Source organism: Hymenobacter volaticus (assembly GCF_022921055.1).
In the GTDB taxonomy this organism is placed as follows: domain Bacteria; phylum Bacteroidota; class Bacteroidia; order Cytophagales; family Hymenobacteraceae; genus Hymenobacter; species Hymenobacter volaticus.
This window is the reverse complement of record NZ_CP095061.1, coordinates 1,439,377-1,462,372: the sequence shown is the minus strand read 5'-3', so window position 1 is coordinate 1,462,372 and position 22,996 is coordinate 1,439,377. Positions and strand designations below refer to the sequence as shown.

22 protein-coding genes are annotated in these 22,996 nt (G+C 52.7%); 5 read left to right on the top strand and 17 right to left on the bottom strand.

Annotated features, from left to right (window positions below):
* Positions 1 to 23: 23 nt before the first annotated feature.
* Together rsmH and mraZ are read right to left on the bottom strand one after the other, a co-directional pair.
* Positions 24 to 959: a 16S rRNA (cytosine(1402)-N(4))-methyltransferase RsmH gene (gene rsmH, locus MUN86_RS06410; protein WP_245123143.1), complete on the bottom strand. Its 936-nt coding sequence runs from the start codon at positions 957 to 959 to the stop codon at positions 24 to 26.
* Complete coding sequence (gene mraZ / locus MUN86_RS06405) at positions 956 to 1,429, bottom strand: division/cell wall cluster transcriptional repressor MraZ (protein WP_245123139.1); 474 nt, start codon at positions 1,427 to 1,429, stop codon at positions 956 to 958. The genes rsmH and mraZ overlap by 4 nt, the downstream gene beginning before the upstream one ends.
* Positions 1,430 to 1,887: 458 nt before the next feature.
* Between mraZ and MUN86_RS06400 the strand changes: the two genes are divergently transcribed.
* From MUN86_RS06400 to MUN86_RS06390, 3 genes are all read left to right on the top strand, one after another.
* Positions 1,888 to 2,337 carry an HYC_CC_PP family protein gene (locus MUN86_RS06400; RefSeq protein ID WP_245123137.1) on the top strand — a complete coding sequence of 150 codons (450 nt, stop codon included), beginning with the start codon at positions 1,888 to 1,890 and terminating at the stop codon, positions 2,335 to 2,337.
* 98 nt (positions 2,338 to 2,435) lie between these two features.
* Positions 2,436 to 4,766, top strand: a complete 2,331-nt coding sequence (locus tag MUN86_RS06395) for a TonB-dependent receptor (RefSeq protein ID WP_245123134.1) — start codon at positions 2,436 to 2,438, stop codon at positions 4,764 to 4,766.
* Between the two features lie 104 nt (positions 4,767 to 4,870).
* A complete protein-coding gene (locus tag MUN86_RS06390; RefSeq protein WP_245123132.1) occupies positions 4,871 to 5,293 on the top strand; it encodes a hypothetical protein in 423 nt (140 codons plus the stop codon).
* Positions 5,294 to 5,381: 88 nt separating this feature from the next.
* Here MUN86_RS06390 and MUN86_RS06385 read toward each other — a convergent pair whose 3' ends face one another.
* From MUN86_RS06385 to MUN86_RS06315, 15 genes are all read right to left on the bottom strand, one after another.
* Positions 5,382 to 6,116 carry a fatty acid desaturase gene (locus tag MUN86_RS06385; RefSeq protein ID WP_375379472.1) on the bottom strand — a complete coding sequence of 245 codons (735 nt, stop codon included), beginning with the start codon at positions 6,114 to 6,116 and terminating at the stop codon, positions 5,382 to 5,384.
* Between the two features lie 143 nt (positions 6,117 to 6,259).
* On the bottom strand, positions 6,260 to 7,108 hold the full coding sequence (locus MUN86_RS06380; protein WP_245123130.1) for a 4-hydroxy-3-methylbut-2-enyl diphosphate reductase: 849 nt from the start codon (positions 7,106 to 7,108) through the stop codon (positions 6,260 to 6,262).
* Between the two features lie 110 nt (positions 7,109 to 7,218).
* Positions 7,219 to 8,418 carry a carboxypeptidase-like regulatory domain-containing protein gene (locus MUN86_RS06375; protein WP_245123127.1) on the bottom strand — a complete coding sequence of 400 codons (1,200 nt, stop codon included), beginning with the start codon at positions 8,416 to 8,418 and terminating at the stop codon, positions 7,219 to 7,221.
* Positions 8,419 to 8,628: 210 nt separating this feature from the next.
* Positions 8,629 to 9,087, bottom strand: a complete 459-nt coding sequence (locus MUN86_RS06370) for a hypothetical protein (protein ID WP_245123126.1) — start codon at positions 9,085 to 9,087, stop codon at positions 8,629 to 8,631.
* Positions 9,088 to 9,355: 268 nt separating this feature from the next.
* Complete coding sequence (locus MUN86_RS06365) at positions 9,356 to 10,198, bottom strand: phytoene/squalene synthase family protein (protein WP_245123124.1); 843 nt, start codon at positions 10,196 to 10,198, stop codon at positions 9,356 to 9,358.
* A 76-nt stretch (positions 10,199 to 10,274) separates the two neighbouring features.
* Positions 10,275 to 11,783, bottom strand: a complete 1,509-nt coding sequence (crtID, locus tag MUN86_RS06360; RefSeq protein ID WP_245123123.1) for a bifunctional phytoene desaturase/3,4-desaturase — start codon at positions 11,781 to 11,783, stop codon at positions 10,275 to 10,277.
* 299 nt (positions 11,784 to 12,082) lie between these two features.
* A complete protein-coding gene (locus tag MUN86_RS06355) occupies positions 12,083 to 12,598 on the bottom strand; it encodes a sigma-70 family RNA polymerase sigma factor (RefSeq protein WP_022823815.1) in 516 nt (171 codons plus the stop codon).
* 298 nt (positions 12,599 to 12,896) lie between these two features.
* Entirely contained in the window at positions 12,897 to 13,802 is a 906-nt protein-coding gene (locus MUN86_RS06350) for a MerR family transcriptional regulator (RefSeq protein WP_245123122.1), read from the bottom strand.
* Positions 13,803 to 13,804: 2 nt separating this feature from the next.
* Complete coding sequence (locus MUN86_RS06345) at positions 13,805 to 14,332, bottom strand: sterol desaturase family protein (RefSeq protein ID WP_245123119.1); 528 nt, start codon at positions 14,330 to 14,332, stop codon at positions 13,805 to 13,807.
* A 213-nt stretch (positions 14,333 to 14,545) separates the two neighbouring features.
* Positions 14,546 to 15,358 carry an enoyl-CoA hydratase/isomerase family protein gene (locus tag MUN86_RS06340; RefSeq protein ID WP_245123116.1) on the bottom strand — a complete coding sequence of 271 codons (813 nt, stop codon included), beginning with the start codon at positions 15,356 to 15,358 and terminating at the stop codon, positions 14,546 to 14,548.
* A 164-nt stretch (positions 15,359 to 15,522) separates the two neighbouring features.
* Positions 15,523 to 16,269, bottom strand: coding sequence for a hypothetical protein (locus tag MUN86_RS06335; RefSeq protein ID WP_245123113.1), 747 nt, complete (start codon positions 16,267 to 16,269; stop codon positions 15,523 to 15,525).
* Positions 16,266 to 17,780 (bottom strand): ComEC/Rec2 family competence protein, encoded by a 1,515-nt coding sequence (locus MUN86_RS06330; protein ID WP_245123111.1) that lies wholly within the window; start codon positions 17,778 to 17,780, stop codon positions 16,266 to 16,268. Before MUN86_RS06330 ends, MUN86_RS06335 begins: the two co-directional genes overlap by 4 nt.
* Before the next feature lie 210 nt (positions 17,781 to 17,990).
* A complete protein-coding gene (locus tag MUN86_RS06325; RefSeq protein ID WP_245123108.1) occupies positions 17,991 to 19,658 on the bottom strand; it encodes a glycosyltransferase family 39 protein in 1,668 nt (555 codons plus the stop codon).
* Between the two features lie 248 nt (positions 19,659 to 19,906).
* The gene (locus MUN86_RS06320) at positions 19,907 to 20,284 is read right to left on the bottom strand and encodes a GNAT family N-acetyltransferase (RefSeq protein WP_245125625.1); all 378 of its coding nucleotides are present in this window, start codon (positions 20,282 to 20,284) and stop codon (positions 19,907 to 19,909) included.
* Between the two features lie 215 nt (positions 20,285 to 20,499).
* Positions 20,500 to 21,621, bottom strand: coding sequence for a PhoH family protein (locus tag MUN86_RS06315; protein WP_245123105.1), 1,122 nt, complete (start codon positions 21,619 to 21,621; stop codon positions 20,500 to 20,502).
* Positions 21,622 to 21,755: 134 nt separating this feature from the next.
* On the opposite strand from MUN86_RS06315, the gene MUN86_RS06310 reads away from it, so the two are divergent.
* Both MUN86_RS06310 and MUN86_RS06305 read left to right on the top strand, forming a co-directional pair.
* Entirely contained in the window at positions 21,756 to 22,535 is a 780-nt protein-coding gene (locus tag MUN86_RS06310) for an SAM hydrolase/SAM-dependent halogenase family protein (protein WP_245123102.1), read from the top strand.
* A gap of 161 nt (positions 22,536 to 22,696) precedes the next feature.
* Positions 22,697 to 22,990 (top strand): putative quinol monooxygenase, encoded by a 294-nt coding sequence (locus MUN86_RS06305; RefSeq protein ID WP_245123099.1) that lies wholly within the window; start codon positions 22,697 to 22,699, stop codon positions 22,988 to 22,990.
* Positions 22,991 to 22,996 lie beyond the last annotated feature (6 nt).

Below are 22,996 nucleotides of genomic sequence, written 5' to 3'. Positions count from 1 at the left end.
CAGAGAAAGTCAAGAAACTCGGTTCATCCTTTTCGGACGGCCACCCGCAGCTTTGCGCTCCGGGCTCGGCTGTTGGCAGCTACTTCTTCGGCCGAAGCCTCCACGGGTTTGCGGGTTACTACGTCGAAAGGTTGGTTGGTATTGCCAAAGAGGTCTTTTTCTGCTTCGCCAAAGAATTTGCCTTTGGCCATGAAGTTCTTTACTAGCCGGTCTTCCAAGGAATGGTAGCTCATTACCACTAAGCGTCCGCCGGGGCGAAGCACCTGCGCCGTAGCTGACAACATTTCTTGTAATGCCTCCATTTCTTCGTTGGCTTCGATACGCAGTGCCTGAAAGACCTGCGCCAAGTATTTGTTTTCCTTGCCGCGCGGCGTGCAGCTGGCAATAGCCTTCTTCAGTTCGGCAATGGTCTTGATGCTTTGCCCGCGCCGTGCCGAAACCACTGTTTGGGCCAGCGTGCGGGCGTTGGTCACTTCACCGTACATACCAAAAATGCGGTGCAAGTCGGCCTCCGGGTAGTCGTTGATGATGTCGGCGGCGGTAGGGCCGTCTTCGGCGTTCATACGCATATCCAGCGGGCCATCGAAGCGGGTACTGAAGCCCCGTTCCGGTGTATCGAATTGGTGCGACGATACGCCTAAATCGGCCAGCAAGCCATCAACGGGCAACGCGTTGCGATTTTTCAACTCGGTATATAAGTCCCGAAAATTAGCCCGCACGAAAGTGAACTGCGGACGCGCCAGCTTTTCAGCTTCTCGCTCGGCATCGGCATCTTGGTCGAAGCTGTAGAGGTGACCGGTAGTCAGGTGCTCCACTATGCGGGCCGAGTGGCCGCCGCCGCCGAAGGTTACATCTACGTAGTGGCCGTCGGGCTGCAGGTTGAGCGCCTCTAGGCACTCGCGCAGCATCACCGGGCGGTGGTAGGCAGCATCGTTGAGGTAGTCGGGTGTTGTGCTCATGCGGCCAGGGGGCCGCCAGGGCCGTTTTCGGTGGTAAGAAACTTTTGAGCAAGCTTCGAGAAGCTCTGCTGGTCCTTGATCAGGTACTCATCGTAGCGAATAGGGTCCCAGATTTCGCACCGGTTGCCTAGCCCCACTATGATGGCTTCCTTCTCGATGCCCGAGTAGCGGACCATGGTTCGGGGTAGCATAAACCGCCCGATGGTATCTAGCTCCACTTCCGTCATGCCCCGAAAGAAGTTGCGCTGAAACTGACGGTACTCTTCGTTGAATTCATCGAGTGCCATCACCTTATCGTGGATGATGCGCCACGACTCGCGTGGGTACAACACCAGACAAGGTTCGAACCCACGCACCAACACAAGCTGGTTGCCCGAGGCTTCCGGCAAGTTGCCTTTCACCTTGGCCGGCAGCACCAGCCGCCCTTTCGGGTCCAGCTTGCATTCGTATTCGCCGGAGAGCAGGTTCATGGGTTGAGGCAGGGCAGTGGGGAGGGATGTTAGCAAAAGTACACAATGCCCTAGAAAAGGCAACCACGATTTACCATTTTCTACCACTACGTAAAAAAGCCGTTTCCAGCCAATAAACAATGTTTTCGGTGCATAACTAAAGATTTTAGCCAAGCTTATCAGAACTCCAAAAGCCTACTTTGACAGAATGTCAGTACAATATTCTCACAACTAATCACCCCTCTTAGAACGGTTTACTTTCGAGCTTAGCGAGGTAAATCGTGGTGCTTCTAAAACTAGTTGCAATAGCAACTGGCCTTCCACCAACCTTATCTGCACAACCAGAAACTTAACCAAAGCAGGCAGCCGTACCCGACTCAAGCTTGCAATCAAAGAACGACCGCGCACCAGATGCGGCACTTTTGCTTAGCCCATTCTGCACCTTTCCGCTGGTGCTCCTGTTTGTATATTTGTACCACATGAAGCGTCCTCTCTCCCATCGGCTGTTCAGCTTGTTGCTGGCTTTGCTTGTTCTCGCCGCCTCGGTGGGGATGACGGTGCAGCAGCATACCTGCCATCAGAGTGGAAGCCGGACGGCCTCAATTATTTTCTCTACACCGCAGCACCGCTGCCCGGCTCCCAAGTTCACATCTGGGCGACATGCTCATTCCAGCCAAGCAAAACTGAAAGCTGCTTGCTGCGACTTTAGTGCCCATCTGCACAAGCTGGATGCCCCTACGGCTGGGCTTGTGTGGGCGAAGCTGCTGCCCTCGCCTTTCTTAGTTCCTAGTTGGTCTACTCCGACTTGGCCTGCCTTGCCCCCTGCCCTGCTAATCAAGCAGGCCGACGCTTGGCATGCAGCCGATAGTTCGCCTCCGTTGCGAGCAGGGCGGGTTCTGTTATCCTTTATCGGAGTGCTCGTGATTTAATATTCGTTCCGTGCTAGCCTTAAGTGCTAGTGCATGAGAAGCCGCGCAATCCAGCGCTGGCCTATTTTCTCTGGAATGAATGTTAACTTACTGATATCATGTGTTTTCCCTTACGGCCGCGCCTTGCTGCTACACTTAGCGTACTGCTAAGTGGCTCGGTTGCTGCGCTGGCCCAATCTTCCACTGATCCGTTGGCCCCCGTACGGGGCCAGGTGACGGACGCTACGGCGGCCAAGCCGCTGCCGGGCGCCGTGGTCCGCTGGCTCGGCACTGCCGAGGCTGCCACCACCGACAACGCCGGCAGCTTTACCCTGCCACGGCCAGCTCGTGCCGAAGACAGTCGTTTAATCATCAACGCCCTCGGCTATGGTGCCGATACTGTGGCTGTGGCTACTTCCGGCAGCCCCTATGTGCGGGTTGCACTACGACCTAGCGCCGAGCTCGGCGAAGTAAAAGTAGAAGGCCGCGCGCCGTCTTACTCCTCTCTTACACCTACCAACACGCAGGTTATCACGAGCCGAGACTTAACAAAATCGGCTTGCTGCAACCTGGCGGAAAGCTTTGAAACCAACGCTGCCGTAGAGGTTTCTACTACCGACGCGGTATCCGGGGCTAAGCAGATTCAATTGCTTGGGCTCGATGGCGCTTACTCGCTATTGACCATCGACAACCTGCCGGCCTTGCGTGGACTTTCCACGCCGTACCGCCTCAACTACCTGTCCGGCACTTGGATTGAGAGCATCGACATCATCAAGGGCATGGGCTCGGTGGTGAACGGCTACGAAAGCATTTCGGGCCAAGTAAACGTGCGCCTTAAAGAGCCAGATAAAGCAGAGCGTTTGCTGTTCAACGCCTATGGTAACGACCTCGGCAAGTTCGACCTCAACTTGAACCTGGCTACGCCTGTGAGCAAGAAGGTATCGACTACCCTGCTGCTGCACTCCGACCACCTGGGCCGCCGCGTCGACCGAAATAAGGACGGATTCATGGATTTGCCCCTGGCCACGCAATACAACGTGTTCAACAAGTGGAAGTACATGTCGGGCAAGGGGATAGTGACCGAAATTGGGTTGGGGGCGCTACGCGAAACACGGGAAGGCGGGCAGCTAGGCTTCCGCACCGACATGGACGATGCGTATCGGCAGAACTACGGCTTTACCAGTCGCACGAATCGATACACGGGCTTTGCCAAAACCTCGTACACATGGCCCGGGCGGCCCTACCAAAGCCTCGGCTTGCTGCTGAGCGGCACCCACCACGATTTCAACTCCACTTACTCTTACAGGCAAGCCCCGTTCGAGCCACGGCAGTACGACGGCACTCAGCGCACCGGCCTTGCTACGTTGCTCTTCCAGAGCGTGCTCGGTACCACGGCCCACACCTACCGCGTAGGTCTGAGCTACTTGCACGACGACTACCATGAGGTATTTCGCAACGGCATCAACTATTTGAACGAGACGCCGGAAGCCCGCTATGCGCGGGAGCACCGCAACCGCTTAGAGAATGTGCCCGGCGGTTTTGCGGAGTACACCTATCAAAACTCGCGCAACCTAACCTTGGTGGGCGGCCTGCGCCTCGACCGGCACAACCTTTATGGCTGGCAGCTCACGCCTCGTTTCAATCTGAAGTACGATGCGACCAAAAACTCGGTGCTGCGCTTGGCAGCTGGCACGGGCTTCCGGGTGGCCAACCCCATTGCCGACAACATAGGCTCGTTGATCAGCTCCCGCGAATTTGTAATTGCACCGAACCTGCGCCCCGAAAAAGCTTGGAACGTGGGCGGTAGCTTCACGCAGTATTTCACGGTAGCCGGCCGCAACGCCACTTTCGTGACCGACTACTACCATACCGAGTTCCGGAACCAGGTAGTAGCTGATATGTACACTGTGCCAAGCTTGCTACTGATAAACAACCTGGAGCCCGGTGGCCGCTCCTTCTCGCGGAGCTTCCAGGCCGAAGTGCAGATGGAACTCGTCAAAGGCCTCACGACAAAAGCAGCCTATAAATACCTAGACGTGAAAACTTCCTACGAAGGTCAGTTGCTGCGCCGCCCCATGACGGTACCGCACCGGCTGTTTTTCAACGTAGGATACGCTACTGCTTTCGATAAATGGCGGGCCGACTTTACGGTGCAAGGCTTCGGGCAACGCCCCTTGGCGCCGCACCCCAATGAAGTAGGGCACCAACACGGCGCCGACCAAATGACTCTGCCTTATTCGCCGCGCTTTGTTTTGCTCAATACGCAACTCACGTGCGCTTTCAAACGCTTCGAGGTCTATGCCGGGGTTGAAAATCTAACCAACTACCGCCAGAACAACCCGATTCAAAACGCCGCTACACCCTTTGAGTCAGGCTTTGATGCGGCCATGGTTTACGGCCCCACGTATGGCCGCCTGACCTACGCTGGGTTGCGCTTTCAGCTAGAGTAAGTATCGGTAAATCCGTCGCTCTAATTGGAAGCGGCACAGTTTCTGTCTTTTCTTTTGTTGTTTTCTCACGTTTTTCTGCGCTTCAGCGCTAACTTTTATATCCTATGAAATCCGTCAAAACCTTCCTGCTGGCCCTGGTTACTTTGTTGACTACTCAGGTGGCACAAGCGCAAACTACTCCTAAGGCGAAAGCAAAAACTGCTGGCACCGAGCAAGTACAGATGAAGACTTCCGCCGTGTGCGACATGTGCAAGACTCGCCTCGAAAAAGCCATGGCCTACGAAAAGGGCGTGCAAGCCGCCGTTCTGGATGTGCCTACGCAGGTGCTCACCGTCACCTACCGCCCGATAAGACTACACCGGAGAACCTACGCACCGCCGTGCAAAAAACCGGTTACGACGCCGACGCTCAGCCCGCCGACGCCCGTGCCTACGACCGCCTGCCCGACTGCTGCAAGAAAACCAACGCAGTACACACTAAAGAGGGCAGCAAATAAAGTTGCTTCTTCGGCTGCCTGCTACAGCTAAGGCTTTGTACCGTTAGACACAAGAAAAAAGGTCCTCTTTATTGGAGGACCTTTTTTCTTGCTGACCTGTTGTAAGACTCCAAACTTTGCTACTTGGTTTGCCATAGCCGCCACCACGGCAAATACGGCTGGTCGTGGTGCTCGTAGTGGTACCCGAAAAAGTAGCAGCTCACAAAAGCCCATACGTGGTGCCGAAACTGACTGCGCGACTTGTGCGGATTGTCGGGGGCATGTTCGCCCCGGTGCGGCAGATAGGTGCCAAAGAAAAACAGCTGTAGCGTAGCTAACACGGCTGGTATCATCCAGAAGGCAATAACATTGACCTGCGGAAAATACAGCTTCAAGATGTTGTAGGTGGCAGCCATCAACAGCACTTGCCACACGGTTACGTAGTTCCAGGCGAAGCGCACAAACCACGGCAGAAAACCAGGATGGTGGCCGTCGTGGAAATCGGGGTCGTCGTCGGTGCCTACGTGGCGGTGGTGCTGGTGGTGCTTGGGCAGCATCCGGGGAAACCAGTTGAAGGCAAACAAACCTGCCGCTACTGTACCGATGCTGTTATTTACTTTTTTGTTTGGGCTCACGACGCCGTGCATGGCGTCATGGGCTGTGATGAATAAGCCGGTGTAAAGGTGGGTTTGCAGCAACGCCAGCAAATAGGGCCAGGGAGTGGTCCAGTTGGGCTGATAGACGGCCAGCAGAAAGGCTAGCAAACCGGCCCATGCCACCATAATCAGCAGGGCTACTGCTACGCCCTTGTAGCCAAGTGGTGCGGGCTTAACCCGCGGAGGCGTGTAGCGTAAGGACTGCGTAACGGGAACCATACGTTGAAATCAAACTCAATCGAAATAGCAAAATCATTTGCTAGATAGTTGCTTCACTACGCCATAGCCACAGGATACGTTCAGCACTTTCAGCACAAAATTACCTTCGGCGTCTTGCCAAACGTTATGCTTCTCCTACTGCCTTAAAGCGCCAACAGCGCATCGCGGACTTGCTCCATTAGCCACATAGGCGTGCTGGTAGCACCGCAAATCCCCACCGACTGCCCTGGCTGAAACCACGTAGCACATATTTCTTCCACTTTGGAGATAAAGTGCGTGGACGGGTTGGTATCCTTACAGACCTGGTAAAGCACTTTTCCATTCGAGCTTTTCGTGCCCGATACAAATACTATCTGGTCGTACTGCTCGGCGAAACGACGCAAATCTTTGTCGCGGTTGCTTACTTGCCGACAAATAGTGTCGTTGGCGTTAATTTGATAGCCCCGCTGCTCTAACTCGCCTTTAATGCGGTAAAAGGAATCGGTGCTTTTGGTGGTCTGGCTGTAGAGCGTGATGTTGGAAGGCAGCTCGTGAAGCAACAGCTCATCCAGATTCTCAAATACCACTGCGTTGCCGCTGGTCTGGCCTAAGAGGCCGCGCACCTCGGCGTGCCCGTGCTTGCCGTAGATGAAAATCTTTTCTTGCTTATCGTAGCTGGTTTTGATGCGGTTTTGCAACTTAAGCACCACCGGGCAAGAAGCGTCAATCAGCGTCAGATTGTTTTCCAGCGCCATTTGATACGTGCTCGGCGGCTCGCCATGGGCCCGGATAAGCACTGCTTCGTTGCGCAGCTGCTCGAACTGCTCGTAGCCAATAATGCGCAAGCCACGCTTTTCTAGGCGCTGCACTTCTTCATCGTTGTGCACGATGTCGCCTAGGCAATATAAGTAGCCTTGTTCATCGAGAATGTCTTCGGCCATCTGAATGGCATAGATAACGCCGAAGCAGAAGCCGGAATTGGGGTCTATACGGACGCTCAGGTGTTGCGGCATAACGCAAGAATAACCGCGGATGGGGTCGGAAGGTTGCGAGGTTGCCGTTCAGTTGGCCACAAAAAATACGTAATCGTGCTTGAAACCGGATGTATTCGCAATAGTTCAGCTTACATCCGCCGAAATACATGCTGCCCTTCCAGGTCTCGAATTAGTTGCTCTTCCAGCGGACTATCCTTCACTACCGCGTTATCAAGCCAGAAAGTAGCCTTGTACGGCCGTGCCATTACCTGTTGCAGGTCCTTGCTTTTACGGGGTACATCGGCGTACGCATGCCCGGCCAATCGAGGTGTATATTGATAGAAAAAGAAATTGCTCGCTACATGCGTGCTATCAAGTTTGCCATCGGGTTGCCGCATCACCAAGCTGCACTGCGCCCGGGTACTGGCTAGGCGCGTCAGCGAATCGCCCACTGGCGCGTAGTCCGATACCACCCGAAAAGCATCCGATTCAATTTGGGTGCCGGGTACTCCATTCAAGCTCAGCAGACTGCTCGCCGAAAACAGCATTTCACGCCGGTGCAAAGCAGCCGTTTGCCTATCAATGTAGAGCAGGCCGCTAGGAGCCGTTTTGGTTACGTTCATTTTAGGCTCGAAGTGCACGACGGCCAGTTCTCGCCCTTCACTGGTTTGGATTTCCTTTAGTGTGAAATTAAACTGTTGGAGCGCCTGCGGTCCGAGCGGTGTTAAGAGCTTCGCGCGTTTCGACTGCGTGATAAACGTGGGCAACACCACCCGAATAATGGCCGAAAAGTTGGTGAAGGTGAAGCCTCCGGGCCGCACCGCGTAGCGGCTTTCACCTAGGTCCCACCCTTCTATTTGGCGGTTGTTGAACTTGACATCATAGAAGGCATCGAAAAATTCGCAGTAGGTATCGTTGTGGCGGGTTTTCTGCCGATAAAATGCTTTGCCATAATAGGTCTGCTTTTCGTGCCGCAGTAGCTTGGCCGAAGCTCGCTGAATTAATTCGCGCGCCTCTTGCTCGGGGTTGCGGACTCGTACTTCGGGCAGGGCCACCGCGTTAGCGGGCAGCACCACTGTTAAGGGCGCGGAGGCGGAGCTAACCTGCACCGTAGTGGGCGCGTAGCCGATGCTTAGTACTTCCAACTGCTGTGGCAGCGCCGAAACCCGCAAACTAAATTCGCCGGCTTCGTTGGTGGCGGTGCCTTGCTGGCTGCCTTTCACACCCACGCTAGCGTAGGGAACCGGCCGCTGCAAGCCGTCCACCACTTGTCCGGTCAGCATGATACTCTGCGCCAGGACGGCAGGCCCGGCTAGCAATAAGACGCTGCCTATAAGTAGCAGTTTCATCGAACTAATTTTACGAGCAAAATATATGGGCTGGCTACGTACCAACTGAATGGCTTTCTGGAAACTCAGCTTTTGTTAAACGCATCCACTTAACCGTTGCGTCTTCGCAGTTACTCATAAAACACTGGAAGAAACACAGCTTTGCTACTAAAACAGACAAAAAAGAAGCTCCCAATGGGAGCTTCCACTATGCAAGCATGGTATGTTGCACTAGAGTTGAGCTAGCTTCTGCGCATCGGCTTCCGAAACGTGGCCACGGTCGACCATAAAGTTGCGCACCAGCCCGAATGACTCAGCGTCGAGACCAGACTTGGGGTGCTGAAACAGTGTGTTCAGCAGGAATTGCCGATCTTCGTCAACGTGCTGGCTTAAGCCAAGGAAGGCAGGCAGATTGCTTTCTACGCTCAGCCGCAAGAAGCGGATTTCGGCGTTGTTGGCATCTAGCTTCACCGCTTCGTCGAATTGCTTGGTGGCGTTCTGCACATAGGTCAGTTTGTTGAACATCGAGGCGTCGCGGGCCCGGATGGCCTCGGCCGCCGCCTTATAGGCTAGCACCACGGCGTCTTGCTCACGGTAAGCCGACATTAACTGATAAAACTTTTCGCCGGCTTCTTTGCTGGTGGCGGCTTCCTGGTACTGACGGCGCAGGTTGGAAACGGAGTAGGACATTTTTTCGGGTCTGGATGAAGAAGTAACAACCAAGTAGGGCTGCGCCGGCGCTGGTGTAGTTTTTACTTCAAAAAGGGAGGTAAGGCAAGCAAAAGTGAGAAGGCAACGGCGGTAATACGGCTTCACTCGACAGAGGATTCGTGGATGAATAGGCTGTCGTTGCCTTATAAAGGAGCCATTCGAAAGCAGTGGAATCTCGATGAGTTTGATTGAACATCTTACCCAAAATCCCTCCCGCCTAGGTATGGCAGCTCAGCAAGGCAACGTCTCAAATCGCCCGAAGGCGGTAGCGAAAGTACGAACCCATCAATAAAAGCAGCTTGGTATTGTCGGGGACGCGCACCCGCTCTCCCAAAATCCGTGCCGCCGGCAACTGCCTAATCTTGTGAAACAGCTTGAGGTAGTACACATACGCCAAGTATACCCCTAGCCGGGCCGAGCGAGGCAACTGCATGATGCCCACGTAGGCGGCATCAAAATCGGCCCGAATATCGGCTTCTATCTCTCGCTTGACATTATCATCAAACCGCTCGTACGATACGCCAGGAAAATACACCCGACCCCGCTCGTCGTAGTCGGAACGGATGTCGCGTAGGAAATTCACTTTCTGAAACGCCGATCCTAGCCGCCGCGCGGGCTCCCGCAGCCGTTGAAACATGGCCTCGTCGCCCTCGCAGAAGATGCGCAAGCACATCAGTCCCACCACTTCCGCCGAGCCGTAGATGTACTTCTCGTACAAGGATTGGTTGTAGCTGCGGTCGTCGAGGTCCATTTCCATGCTGTATAGAAAGGCGTCGATGAACTCCCGGTCTATGTTGTAGGCATGTACTACGTCTTGGAAGGCGTGCAATACCGGGTTTAAGCTCAGCTTTCGGGCTAGTGCTTCGTCGGTTTGTCGCTTGAAATCCGCAAACAACGCCGCCTTGTCGTGGTCGTGGAAGGTATCCACGATTTCGTCGGCCCACCGCACGAAGCCATACATGGCATACACTGGCAGGTGAAACCGCCCTTCGAGGGTGCGGATGCCGAGTGTAAAGGACGTGCTGTAGCGCTGCGTGATAAGCTTACTACACGCACGGCTGGTTTCAGTGAATAGGGCGACGTGGTCCAAGGTGGGGTTGGTATCTGAGTAACTAAGTGAAGATAAATAGAACTCTTTATTCTATTACAGAGAAGCAAAAGCGTCGTCAGTGCGCCAACTCAGGCATAACAGGCTTTGCCGGAATCGGAAACTCTTTCTCTATTTCGCCAGCCACCACCTGCCCGGAAATAAGCGAGGGCGGCACGCCCGGGCCGGGCACCGTCAGCTGGCCCGTAAAGTAGAGGTTGCTCACCTTGTTGCTTTTCAAGGAAGGCTTCAGAATGGCCGTTTGGCGCAACGTATTGGCCAAGCCATACGCGTTGCCTTTGTAGCTATGGTAGTCCTGCACGAAGTCTTGATGGGCGTAACTGCGCTTGAACACCACCGCGTCGCGGATGCTGTGGCCGCAATGGCGCTCCAGCCGATCCATGATGAGGTGATAGTAATGTTCCCGGGTCTCCTCCGGATCGGGCAGGTTAGGCGCCACCGGAATCAGCAGAAACAGGTTTTCGCAGCCGGAGGGCGCCACACTTGGGTCGGTTATGCTAGGCGTGGAAGCATAGAACAGCGGGCGGCTTGGCCACTTTGGTTGCTCGTATATCTCCTCGGCGTGCAGCGCAAAGTCCTCATCGAAAAACAAGTTGTGGTGGCGCAGCTTGTCGAGCCGTTTGTTCACGCCAAGGTAAAACAGCAGCGACGACGGGGCCATGGTGCGCTTGTCCCAATAGGCTTCGGTGTAATGACGCCATTCGGGGGCCAGCAGGTGCTGCTCAGCGTGGTGATAGTCGGCGCCGGCTACTACAATATCCGCAGGATGGAAGCCGGTTGCGGTTTGGACGCCGGTAGTTCGGCCGTTTTCCACTACTATCTGCTGTACTTCCTGGTTGTATTCCAGCGTTACGCCCTGTTCTTGCGCCAGCTTCACCATGCCTTCTACTATCTTGTGCATGCCGCCCATGGGGTACCAAGTGCCCAACGCCAAGTCGGCGTAGTTCATAAGCGAGTACAGGGCAGGCGTGTTCTCGGAAGTGGCCCCAAGGAAGAGAATCGGAAACTCCACTAATTCCAACAGACGCGAATCCTTGAAGAATTTGCGCACGTGCTTGTGCATGCTTTGCAGCAGATCAAGCCGCAGAGCATCCACTAGCAGGCGCGGATCCGCGAATTCCAACAAAGACCGGCCTGGCATGTGCACGAACTTGCCGATACCCACTTCATACTTGTAAGCTGCCTGCCGCAGAAACTCATCGAGCCGCGCTGCACTACCAGGTTCGTAGCGCTCAAAAAGTGCCCGCAACTCGCTCATGGCCGCCGGAATGTCTACTGCTTCCGGCCCCTTGAAAACCACTTGATAGGACGGGTCCAGACGGACCAAGTCGTAATAATCGGATACTTTCATGCCGAAACGGGCGAAGTATTGCTCGAAGATATCAGGCATCCAGTACCAGCTCGGTCCCATATCGAAGGTGAAGCCCTCGGCCTTGAACACCCGCGCCCGGCCACCCGGACCCTCATTCTTTTCCAGAACCGTGACGCGGTAGCCACGCTGGGCTAGCGAAGTAGCCGCCGCTAGGCCCGCGAAACCGGAGCCGATAACAATTACATGTTTACTCACAGACTCGAATCACTGAATTGCGCTGGTGTATACTATTCACTCGGTGCTACGGCTACAAAGGTGTTGAATCAAACCTTAAGCCTTGGTCGCTGCTATGTTAGGTAACGCTGTTTGTAGCAGAACAGCACTGATAAGATACCGGCAAAAGCAGCAGAGGTTTTCACTAACGTGCTAATCTGACAAATAAGCTGAATGCTAACCAGACTGCACCAAAACAAACCGGGCCGCGAACAGCGCTGAAGTAGCGTCGTTCGCGGCCCGTGATACGCCCGGGGCGGGGTATACTCTCTCCCTATTCCCTACTCGCCGGGGGCGTATGTCTTAAGCGCATCCTTCAGTTCCTTGCGGGCAATGTGGATGCGGTTCTTGACGGTGCCAATCGGAATTTGCAGCTTCTCCGCAATTTCCAGGTACTTGTAGCCAATGTAATACATCATAAACGGCGTCCGGTAGTCGGCCGATAAACCAGCAATAGCTTGGTTGATATCAGTTACTACGAAGTCGGAGGTTGCGCCGTTGTGCGTAATGTAATTTTCGTCGGTATTGAAGTACTGAAAATACTCCGTGCTGTCAATGTTGCTGTTGCGTTTCGTTATCTTATTGTAGTTGTTGATAAACGTGTTACGCATGATGGTATACAACCAAGCCTTCAGGTTGGTACCAGCTTTAAACTTGTCTTTGTTCAATAACGCTTTAAGCAAAGTCTCTTGTACCAAGTCCTTCGCGTCATCAGCGTCGCGGGTCAGGTTCATCGCCACGGGCTTTAGAGAGTAGGAAATCTTTTGTACTTGACTGGTGAATTCCAAAGAGGTCATACTGTTTAGCTTTTCGTGGCAAAAGGTTAAACAAATATACGAGCCTAATTTGAAGTCGGGTAACGCTTGGTCAACTTTTTTCGCCCCTCTTTCAACTGCTTGTATAGCGTCAAGCAAAGTACGAAGCCTCTGATTATCAGGACGATTTAGCACGTGTAAAATTCGGCAGCTCGCCATTTACCCCCAGTCTACTATATCGATAAATTGCTCGATGAACCACTCTTAATCCTAGACAAACAAGGCAATTATGGAGATAAAATCTCAAGCAAAAATTTCCTTTAAACAAGTTAAATTTTTGTTACTCCTTGCTTCCTACACCTAGCAGAAGCTTGTCGGCGAGTGTTAAAAATTCGGGCATAAACCGAAAACGGGTTGCATTGCCCGGCAATTCCAGTCCTTCTATATGTGCTAATGGCCCATAGAGACAAAGTAATTTGTCGGGGCAGAGAGCTGACAGGCTGTTAACAAAGTCCTGCACTCGGTCCCGGTCGGGAGCAGCAGTCATCACTGTGCAAATCGCATGAGGCTGGTAGGTATCACAGACGGCTTGCAGTTCTTTGATAGGCAGGTTTTGGCCTAAATACAATACGTGATGTCCCCGAACACGCAACGCGTAATTCATGAACAGCAACGCCAATTCATGCATTTCCCCTTCTGGCAGAAATAACACCCATCGGTGTGCCGCTTTGGGCTGTACCGAAGCAAGCATATCGGTGGCCGCCATCATCTTCTGGCGCACTAAGTTGGTAACTAAGTGTTCCTGCGCTGGATTCACGCTACCGGCTTGCCACATAACCCCAATGCGTTGCAAAAACGGATATACCACGTGCATGACGGCAGCTTCGAATCCCAGCTGCTGGATGGCATGGTTAAGCAGATAGCAGAGTTGCGGCTCGTTCATGTCGAGCATAGCCGCCAACAAACTGTTCACTCGCTGGCAGTAATCGTGCGTGCCTTCGTTGCAGGATATAACCGCTCGGCATAACTCTTCCTCGCTTAGCTGCGCAACTTTGGATATGCGGTAACCCTGCCCGCATAGTGTAGCCACATTCAGGAGTCGGCGCAGGTCGTCGTCGCAGTAGGTGCGGATGTTGGTGGCCGTACGAATTGGCTGCAGGATGCCATAGCGCTGTTCCCACATCCGAATGGTGTGCGCCTTGATGCCGGAAAGCTGCTCTAGGTCACTAATTGAAAACTGTCCCACGGCTAGCTGTCCTTTCCCTCTAATTGCTTGCTTTTGCTATTGACAGCCGGTTGCCTGAGCGTACGCGTAGGAGCTGGCTTGCGTAAGGCCAGCGCAAAGTAGCGTGGCGAAACCCACAGCATGCCAAACTCCTCGGAGTTGTCGCGGCTGGTGGTTTTGTGGTGCATCTTGTGGGCCATGTTCAGGGCCCGCAGGTAGGTGTTGCGCGATTTGCGCCAGAAGCGCATTCGCCCATGTATTAGCACATCGTGTACAAAAAAGTATACGGTGCCGTAAGCTGCAATCCCTACTCCCATCCAGAAGCGAAAATCCTTCTCGGGCGAGCCGTAGATGATAAGCAGCGCCGAAAGGGCACCGTAGAATAGAAAGAAGAAGTCGTTGCGCTCGAAGTGGTGCGGATGCCGCACGTGGTGTGAACGGTGCAAAAACCACAGCGGCCCATGCAGCACAAATTTGTGCATGAACCACGCAATGAACTCCATCCCGAGAAAAGTAGCCGTGGTAGTGGCTACGGCTGCCATTGTTGTCATATAGCTCAGCTAACCACAAGAAGAGGCAGATGTTTGAGAGATTTGCAAAGCGCAAAGCAAAAAGAGCCTTATAAAGAGGTGCTTATAATAATCACCTAAGAGGGTTGCGGAATTACTGCGCACCGTTCAGCTTATCTACACCAGCAAACTGAACGGTGCATAGCAATCTGTGGATGAGATAGTTGAGGTATCTTGTAGGAGCATAATGCTAACCTAGTTTTCCCAGTTCATTTTCTCCCTCGCCAAGAATGCAGCGATACCGCGGCGGCAGTCCAAAGTTCCACGCGCCTCGGCATTCATTTGGGCGGCGTAGCGCAAACTGTCTTCCAACGGCATTTCGGGCAGGCGGGCCAGCATTTCTTTGGTGAGCTCCATGCTCTGGCCGGAATTTTCAACACACAGTCGGCGCGCGAAGCTATAAACGTGCGTGGCTAACGACTCAGCCGGTACTACCTCGTTGATCAGGTATAGCTCCAGCGCTTTGTGCGCAAGCACCGTATCGCCCGTAAGCAGGAGTTGCTTGGTGCGCGCCTCCCCTATTTTACGAAGCAAAAACACGCTGACTATCGACGGCAGGAAGCCAATCTTCACTTCGGTATAGCCAAAACGGGCTTCGGGCACGGCAAAAGCAAAGTCGCAGATAGTAGCCAGCCCGCATCCACCCGCTAGGGCATGGCCCTGCACCTGGGCAATTACCACTTTTTTGAGGGTGTAAATCTGATGGAAGAGCTGCATCAGGTGCGTGGAGTCGGCCAGATTATCGGTGTAGCCGAAGCCTTGTAGCTCTTGGATGTACGCTAAGTCGGCACCGGCGCAGAAGGCTTCGCCTTCGGCTCGTAGTACAATTACCTTGCACGCCTCGTCGTCTTCCGCAAAATCGAAGGCCAGCTTCAGCTCGGTTATCATCTCGGCACTGAGGGCATTGCGTTTTTCAGGACGATCAAGGGTGATATAGCCAATGGCGTCTTGCGCCTCATAGCGAATGAAGCGCAGCGCTTCCAGCTCTTGGGTGGGCATATTGTCCATGGGATTCCAGATTAAGTCAACAGTGAATGCGGCGTGAGGCTAACAGGGCAAAGCCCCACGGCCCGACAACGCGAACGTAGAATCGGCAGTAACCAAACCTAACAAAAAGGAAGCGCTCTAAAAACTATATAGCGCACAAGCAAGCAAACCGGTTTCGCTATCGCTTAGTTTGCGAGCGGGGCCGAATACAGTTTATAGATATAGGCACCCTGGGCCGTGATGTCATAAACTTGCCAGCCAGCTACTTGCAGCTTGGAATACAATGAATTGATGTACCAAGATTTGCAGGAAGAATCAAAAATAATCGTCGGCTTTGATCCAAAAACGGCTGCCAACGTTTCGGGCCAGACGCGGGCGTTACGGCGCAAGACCACTATATCCACCGAACTAGGCTGGCGGGCAGCATCAAGCCGGCCCGACACGAATGCCACCCGCACCCCACGCCATACCGCCAGCACCACCCCACTGCTATCGACGTTGTTAGCGGGTATTGAACTACCTTGCCAGCCGGTGTGGTAGTTCACTTGCTGCGCCTCCCGCTCGATAATGCCAGGCACAATGCGGTAGGTACGCTCTGTTTCATTTAATGGCAACGAATCGACGGTGACAATATGAGCGGCCGCACCATGCCAGAACCCCACCACCGACCTGCGCGGAATGCTGTAGAAAATCAGGCGCTCATCGGGCGCGAGCTCTCGGGCAGCCCACACGCGGCTGCCCGCAAACAGCAGCATCAGGGCGCACGCCATGCCGAGCCACGCCAGATGCCGCCGCGCCAGAAATGCCAGCAGTACCAAAATCACGGCAAAAATTAGCCAGGCCTGGGGGGCTGTGACGTGCACGCCGGAAATCAGCGCGCCCGGCATCACCCGACCAATCCAGAAGATATACTCGTTGAAAACCCAAATCATAAACTCGAATACCCGGCCCACTCCAAATGGCCCCCAATCGAGCACACTAGCCAGCCCGAGGAAAACGCTCCAATGCCTGCCACCAAGCCTTTCAACCCAAGCAGCCCGAGTCCTACATACACGGCTATCGAGGAAATGGGCACGGCTACGAGGTTGGAAAGCAGGAAGCTGAGCGGGAACTGATGGAAGTAGTAGAGGCCCAGAGGAAACGTAGCTACCTGCGCCGCCAACGACAGCGCCGTAGCCTGCCAAATCTTGTCCAAAGACCAACTAGAAGCTTTCCAAATGCGCTGTGTTGCTTTCGAGTGCCAAGGCCGTTGCTTAGCCTGAAAATAGCTCTTAACATCCAGCCAAGCCCCAATACGCGGTTGCAGATACACGATGCTGATAACGGCCAGGAAAGACAGCTGAAATCCTACGTCGCACAGCAAGTATGGGTCGTAGCAGAGTAAGCAGAAAGCCGCTACAGCCAAGGTATTGAACATGTTCGCTTGCCGCCCGCTGGCCCGAGCTACAATAATAAACGTGAACATTACGGCCGCCCGCAGCACCGAAGCCGACAACCCGGTCAGGAAGGCATAGCTCCAAATAACGCCCAGTCCTAGCAAAGCTGACACCAGCCGGAACATAGGCCCACGCCTCACTTTCAGCAAGCCTAGCACCCACGTTACGGCCCCAAACAACAACCCCACCTGCAAGCCCGATACGGCCATAATGTGCGTGGTACCGGTGTTGGCGTAGGCTTGCTTGGTTTCCTGATCGACATCATCTTTGATGCCTAACACCAGCGCCGAAGCCAATGCGTATTCCCGCTTGGCATGCACGTAGTCCCGAAACACGCCATCGAGCACCCGTGCCGCCCGCATGGCTGTTGCCCGCAGGACCGAAGGTGGGGCGGTGGCTATTTTTCGGTACTGGTCGGGGTGGATGAATTGCTGGTGATACACCTGATGATACTGCAAATAGCGGCGGTAATCGAACTCGCCAGGGTTGAGCGGCGCCTTACTTGGCGCGGGTGCGCCTCGTACCAGCCATACGTCGCCATACAGTGGGGCCTGCACACCCGAACCGCGCGGTATTGAAACACGAATGCCTCCCACTGCTGACTGCCACTTCCTTCCTATCCGAACTGCCGAAACCCGCACGGTGGTAGCAAAAGTTGATGGGCGCACCACGGTATAGTCGTCCACTACGGCACGATAGAATTCTATCTTGTCACCAAACCGGTACAGGTGATTGGCCGACCGTGCCTCTGTTGCCTGCTGCGTCAGTGTTGCCCCCGCCAGATAGACCGCCGCCACCGCCAGCAGGCCAGCCGCATCGGTAGCACCAGCTCCTTGCTGCCGACTAGCCCAGTACTGAGCAACGCCAAAAAGCACCACTATTGCCACTAATGGCACCATAAGCGGCGGCAACGACTCCCCGAAATAGAGGTAGGTTAAGATGCCCGCCATCAGGGCCAGCACCAAGCGCACAAAGGCGTAGGAAGCCCACTGAATTGTAGGAGTCACGAACTAGTAGCTTAACAATACAACACAATAGATCTTTAAACACTATAAATATAGTGGTGCCTCGCACTCGATTAATGCACCGGCAGTAGAAATACAGATTTAGCGCATAAGCAAAGGCAAGCAGTGTACAGTGAGACACTTGTAGCTCTAATATCTTCTTATTTGCTTATAAGCTTAGTGATACTACTATCGTACTGTAGAACTAACCTTTTATTTTAATTCCATTAGGTGCACATGCACGTCGTTCTTTGTATTGCCATCAGCAGGAACATACGTATCCATTATTTTTCCAACCTGCCCTAAATGCTGGATAAACCGGTCCACGCCGTACCCTTCTCTGAAATCATGGCCATTATAAAACCACGCCGGCTCACCAGCATAATCCCCCTGGTTCATATCCATGCTGCTGTAAATTATCCACGCTCTTTTTTTATTAGGTAGCGCAGCAAGATCAGCATCTATTTTCGCAAAAAAATCTGGATAACTGCGAACTTCATGGCGATAATCCCCACCTATTACGCCATTATATTTCAACGCATTAATAGCTTTATAATATTTGTAACCTGCGGCGCTATTCCAATACACGTATACTGCATCTCCGTCACGATAATTGGAATTTACATACTGCAAAGCATCACGATAGTATGACATTTTATATCCTCCAATAAGATAAGGAGTAAATGTATTAGCTACCGTGTTTTTCACTAAGCCCAACAAAAGCAATACCGATAATCCATAACCAAAGTACTTTACAGCAGCCTTTTTATTATTTAGATAATCACTGCCTCCTGCTAACAGTAAAGCGACAAGCGGTGCTAAAAAAACCGTCATTCTCTCATAGAATGGATACAGTTTCAGAGAGGAAGCAACGAACGTTATCAATACGGTAGCGCCAAGTAACACTAGATATTTCTTGTCTTGTTTAAAGAAGTACAGCGTGCCAAAGCAAGAAAGAACGAGCGGCACTATCGTCATACGTTGAATAAAGCGCTGTGTATTGGTATGATTTCCCAAATCGTTTATCCACGTCAGGCCGAGCGGATAATGAAAAAAGGCAAACGCCTTGCGTACTGCCCACGTAACACCACTCACTGGCTGCAGCGGAAAATAGCCGTCGAATTTAACGAAGAAGTAAACCAACCATCCCGCATCCGATCCTTCCTTCGCAAACAACAAATAGCTAAGAGCAAAGCTCACCAACCATATGCTAGAAGGAATTATCAAACCAAGTATTAACTTCCAATTTCCTTCTAGCAAATAATAAATACCTGTCGCAAGTACTATACCGGCTAGCACGAAGATGCTAGGATACGATAGCCACACAGTCAAGCCTCCCCAAAATCCCCAAAGCAATAAGTTCTTTAAATCCGTTTCGCGGTGATAGCGCACATATAACCACAAAATAAGAACTGTAGTAAAAAGATCTGCGCCGTATGGTTTTGCTTCCACTGAGTGGTGAATAATTGGGGACGCAATTGCCAGCAAGGATAACGCAACAACTACACCAAGCGGCTTTAAAAAGTATCGAGCAACTGGTAAGAATAAAAATAAAGAAATGATACTGGTTAGTAAAGAATAAAGACGTAATGCCATTTCGTTTTTACCAAAAAGCACCACAAATAGGTGGGACATCAATAAATAGCCGACCGGTGCTTTTTGCATGTAGGGCAACGGCTTGGACAACAAATCTTTGAAGCTCATATCCACAATGCCCGCCGATAAATAGATTTCATCGGTCCACAACGAACGATTGTAGAAGTAGTGAAACAGTCTCAAGGCAATGCCTAAAAAGACGGTGATGCCGATGGCGATAGTGTAGAAATCAACCTGGTGTTGTTTCGGAAAAGCACTTGCTTCGGGGCGAAGTTGGACTAGCATAGTATCGGGCTGAAGCTAATTTACCGCTGCACTTTTGTGTAAAATGCAAAGATTTAATTAACTTTTTCCAATAAAATACCAACAATAATTTTAACTCAACAATACATTCGCTTGCCGAGATATCAATCTATCTCATTGATGTACAATAAATTATAAAGCAAGACTTTTAGTCTTACCGCTATACTGCTGTCAAAGACTAACAATGGTCGCAGTAATTTACTCTTCCCTTCCAACTCATTCCTTTTTGCTTACCGCCGAATCATCTTGTAGTGTTGAATATCGCACTCTTCAAACATCTCCCCTACCTTTTCGAAGCCATGCCGTTCGTAGAATCGTACAGCGGGCAGTTGGGCATGTAAGTACACTATTGCGCCAGGGTACTGCGCATCAACGTCTTGCAATACTTGTTCGAGTAGTGCGGCTCCCGCCTGCTGGTTTCGATAGTTGGATAACACTGCGAAACGCTCTAGCTTCACGCCAGCCTCGGTTTTACGCCAGCGGGCGGCTCCGCAGGGAGTGCCGTCGGTAGCACGGACAAGGTAGTGCGTGGCGCCGTCCACGTCGTGAGCGTCATACTCTTCTTCTGCGGGCACATTCTGCCCCACAACAAATACTTCCCGGCGAATAGCAAATGCGGCGTCGAGGTCTTGGGGGCAGAAATACGTTGAGCGTTCATATAGGCTGCTTTGGAAGGGTTGTTCAAGTATTGCGGATAAGATTCGCTTGTTGACTGGATGACGAAAGTAGCAACGAAATAAAAAAGCAGCCCCCTAGTGGAGGCCGCTTTTTGTTGTAATCAGCATCATATTGCCTTTTCAGGTACGTGGAGCTGCTTGGTGGTTTAGAGTTGCTGCTCCTGGTTTACGGGCAGTTCCTGCGTGCCATCGTCCTCAGGACGGGCATCAGGGTGACGGCTGGCGTCGGGAGCAGCGGAGCCGGGGCCGTTAGGACGACGGTACGGCTGGTATTCACGGATGGGGCGGTTGGCTTGGTTAGCTTGTTCCTGTTGAGCAGCGACGTCGAATTTGTCGTAAGCCATTACGATAGACTTAACCAAACGGTGACGCACCACGTCTTCGGAGCTCATTTCTACGAAGCCAATGCCGTTCACGTCTTTCAGAATGTCTAGCGCTTGAATGAGGCCTGACTTCTGCTTGGTTGGCAAGTCAATCTGGCTTCGGTCACCGTTTACCATCACCTTGGCCGTTGGGCCCATACGGGTCAGAAACATCTTTAGCTGCGAAGGCGTGGTGTTCTGCGCCTCATCCAGGAGCACGAAGGCATTGTTAAGCGTCCGGCCACGCATGTAAGCCAGCGGGGCTATTTCGATGGTCTTGTTCTCCATGTAGAACTTGAACTTCTCGGGCGGCAGCATGTCCTCCAGCGCATCATAGATGGGCCGCAAATACGGATCAATCTTATCCTTCAAGTCGCCAGGCAGGAAACCTAGGCTTTCGCCGGCCTCCACTACAGGGCGGGAAATGATAATCTTTTTCACCTCCTTATTTTTAAGCGCGCGCACCGCCAGAGCCACCGAAATATAGGTCTTGCCGGTACCAGCTGGCCCGAGTGCAAACACCAAATCGTGGCGCATAACAGCGTCTACGAGCCGCTGCTGGTTGGCCGTTTTGGCTTTAATAACGCCGCCTTTGGCCCCAAACAAAATAACGTCGGGCGAGGCCGCTAGCAAACGGTCCTGCTGGTCTTCGTCGGACGAGGAGAGGTACTGGTACACGGTTTTGTCGGTGATTTGCCCATACTGGTGATAATGCTCCAATAAGGCCGACAGAATATCGTTGATACGGCTGATGACGGGCGTCTGGCCCTGTATTTTAATCTCGTTGCCGCGGGAAATAATTTTGCTACCAGGAAAGGCCGCTGCTAGTTGGCGGATGTTCTGGTTATCGGGTCCCAGGAAATCAATCAGGGACACGTTTTCGAGCGTGATGACTTTCTCTACCAAATTAGGGGTGGTGGGGACTAGGAAGTTGAGTGAAATGAAAGCTGTTGAAGAACATCGGTTCGGGCAAATAGCCTACTTTTGCCGCCCTTACAAGGCATTAAAACAATAGTACGAAGAACTCAGAATTTCCGGCAATGGGATTGATTACGTTTCTGTCTGACTTTGGCTACCGCGACCATTACGTGGCAGCAGTAAAGGCGCGGATTCTACAATTGGCCCCGACAACGCCCGTACTCGATATATCGCACGCTGTTGAACCCTTCAACATCGCGCACGCCGTTCACGTTCTAAATGCAGTATTTCGTGACTTCCCGGCTGGTACCGTCCACTTAATTGGCGTTAACGATTTAGGCGGCCCGCGTGCCGCTTGGCACGCTGCTCTTTACCAGGGGCACTATTTCGTGGCCGCCGACAATGGCTTGCTCGCTCTACTCTGCGACGGCCAGCCCGAAGAACTTGTAAGTTTAGGGACGGCTGCTGGCCTGACTGCCTCCCCTACTCGTGACCTGCTAGCACCCGCAGCGGTACATTTAGCCAATGGCGGTTTGCTCTCGGACCTTGGCCTCGCAACTACGCAGCTTTACCAACTGCTCAACCGCCAAGTACGCCTCCAAGACAACCGCATTACCGGCCACGTCGTGCACGTCGACCACTACGGCAACCTCATCACCGACATCACGCGGCAAGCAGTAGAAGTAATTGGCCGAACCCGTCCGTTCACGATTCATTTCGCCCGCGAAACGGTACGCGAAATTGCAGCTCATTTTCAGGCCTCCGACCCCGGCGAAGCCGTCTGCATTTTCAATAGTCAAGACCAGTTGTGCATCGGCATCAACCAGGGCAACGCCTCGGAGCTACTCGGCTTACACTTCGATTCGCAAGTTGATCTGCGCTTTCCAGCCGACGGTCAATAAGCCATCAGCTTGAAAAAAGCATACTTCTAGGAGCGATAAAATCTCGTTTCTTGTTCGCATACATTGTTTCCTATCTTGTTTCTATATTATGTTAAGTAGAAATCGATAGTAAGAACAGGTCTCTGTCTGCTTAATAGTAAGCTACTCTAAACTGTTTCCTAATGCTAATTAGAATTGTGCGCATGACCTTTGCGCCTGAGCAAGTCCCGGCTTTTCTAGAAATTTTCCGTAGCTCTCAAGACCAAATTCGTCTAATGCCAGGCTGTCATTTTTTAGAGTTGTGGCAAGATGCAGAGCATGCACACATCTACTGCACGCACAGCCATTGGGAGTCAGAGGAAGCGTTAAACAACTACCGGCGCTCCGAACTATTCGGGAAGGTTTGGCCCGCTACCAAGGCGTTGTTTGCAACCCCGGCCCAGGCATTTTCGGTACATCAGGTTCAGGTAGTATAAGAGACA

Excerpts from the sequence above, each read along its gene's own strand:
- rsmH (WP_245123143.1), bottom strand. The coding sequence starts at position 959 with ATGAGCACAACACCCGACTACCTCAACGATGCTGCCTACCACCGCCCG.
- MUN86_RS06325 (WP_245123108.1), bottom strand. The coding sequence starts at position 19,658 with ATGCTAGTCCAACTTCGCCCCGAAGCAAGTGCTTTTCCGAAACAACAC.
- mraZ (WP_245123139.1), bottom strand. The coding sequence starts at position 1,429 with ATGAACCTGCTCTCCGGCGAATACGAATGCAAGCTGGACCCGAAAGGG.
- MUN86_RS06370 (WP_245123126.1), bottom strand. The coding sequence starts at position 9,087 with ATGTCCTACTCCGTTTCCAACCTGCGCCGTCAGTACCAGGAAGCCGCC.
- MUN86_RS06355 (WP_022823815.1), bottom strand. The coding sequence starts at position 12,598 with ATGACCTCTTTGGAATTCACCAGTCAAGTACAAAAGATTTCCTACTCT.
- MUN86_RS06390 (WP_245123132.1), top strand. The coding sequence starts at position 4,871 with ATGAAATCCGTCAAAACCTTCCTGCTGGCCCTGGTTACTTTGTTGACT.
- MUN86_RS06385 (WP_375379472.1), bottom strand. The coding sequence starts at position 6,116 with ATGGTTCCCGTTACGCAGTCCTTACGCTACACGCCTCCGCGGGTTAAG.
- MUN86_RS06380 (WP_245123130.1), bottom strand. The coding sequence starts at position 7,108 with ATGCCGCAACACCTGAGCGTCCGTATAGACCCCAATTCCGGCTTCTGC.
- MUN86_RS06335 (WP_245123113.1), bottom strand. The coding sequence starts at position 16,269 with ATGATTTGGGTTTTCAACGAGTATATCTTCTGGATTGGTCGGGTGATG.
- MUN86_RS06305 (WP_245123099.1), top strand. The coding sequence starts at position 22,697 with ATGCTAATTAGAATTGTGCGCATGACCTTTGCGCCTGAGCAAGTCCCG.
- MUN86_RS06345 (WP_245123119.1), bottom strand. The coding sequence starts at position 14,332 with ATGACAACAATGGCAGCCGTAGCCACTACCACGGCTACTTTTCTCGGG.
- MUN86_RS06400 (WP_245123137.1), top strand. The coding sequence starts at position 1,888 with ATGAAGCGTCCTCTCTCCCATCGGCTGTTCAGCTTGTTGCTGGCTTTG.
- MUN86_RS06310 (WP_245123102.1), top strand. The coding sequence starts at position 21,756 with ATGGGATTGATTACGTTTCTGTCTGACTTTGGCTACCGCGACCATTAC.
- MUN86_RS06375 (WP_245123127.1), bottom strand. The coding sequence starts at position 8,418 with ATGAAACTGCTACTTATAGGCAGCGTCTTATTGCTAGCCGGGCCTGCC.
- MUN86_RS06395 (WP_245123134.1), top strand. The coding sequence starts at position 2,436 with ATGTGTTTTCCCTTACGGCCGCGCCTTGCTGCTACACTTAGCGTACTG.
- MUN86_RS06340 (WP_245123116.1), bottom strand. The coding sequence starts at position 15,358 with ATGGACAATATGCCCACCCAAGAGCTGGAAGCGCTGCGCTTCATTCGC.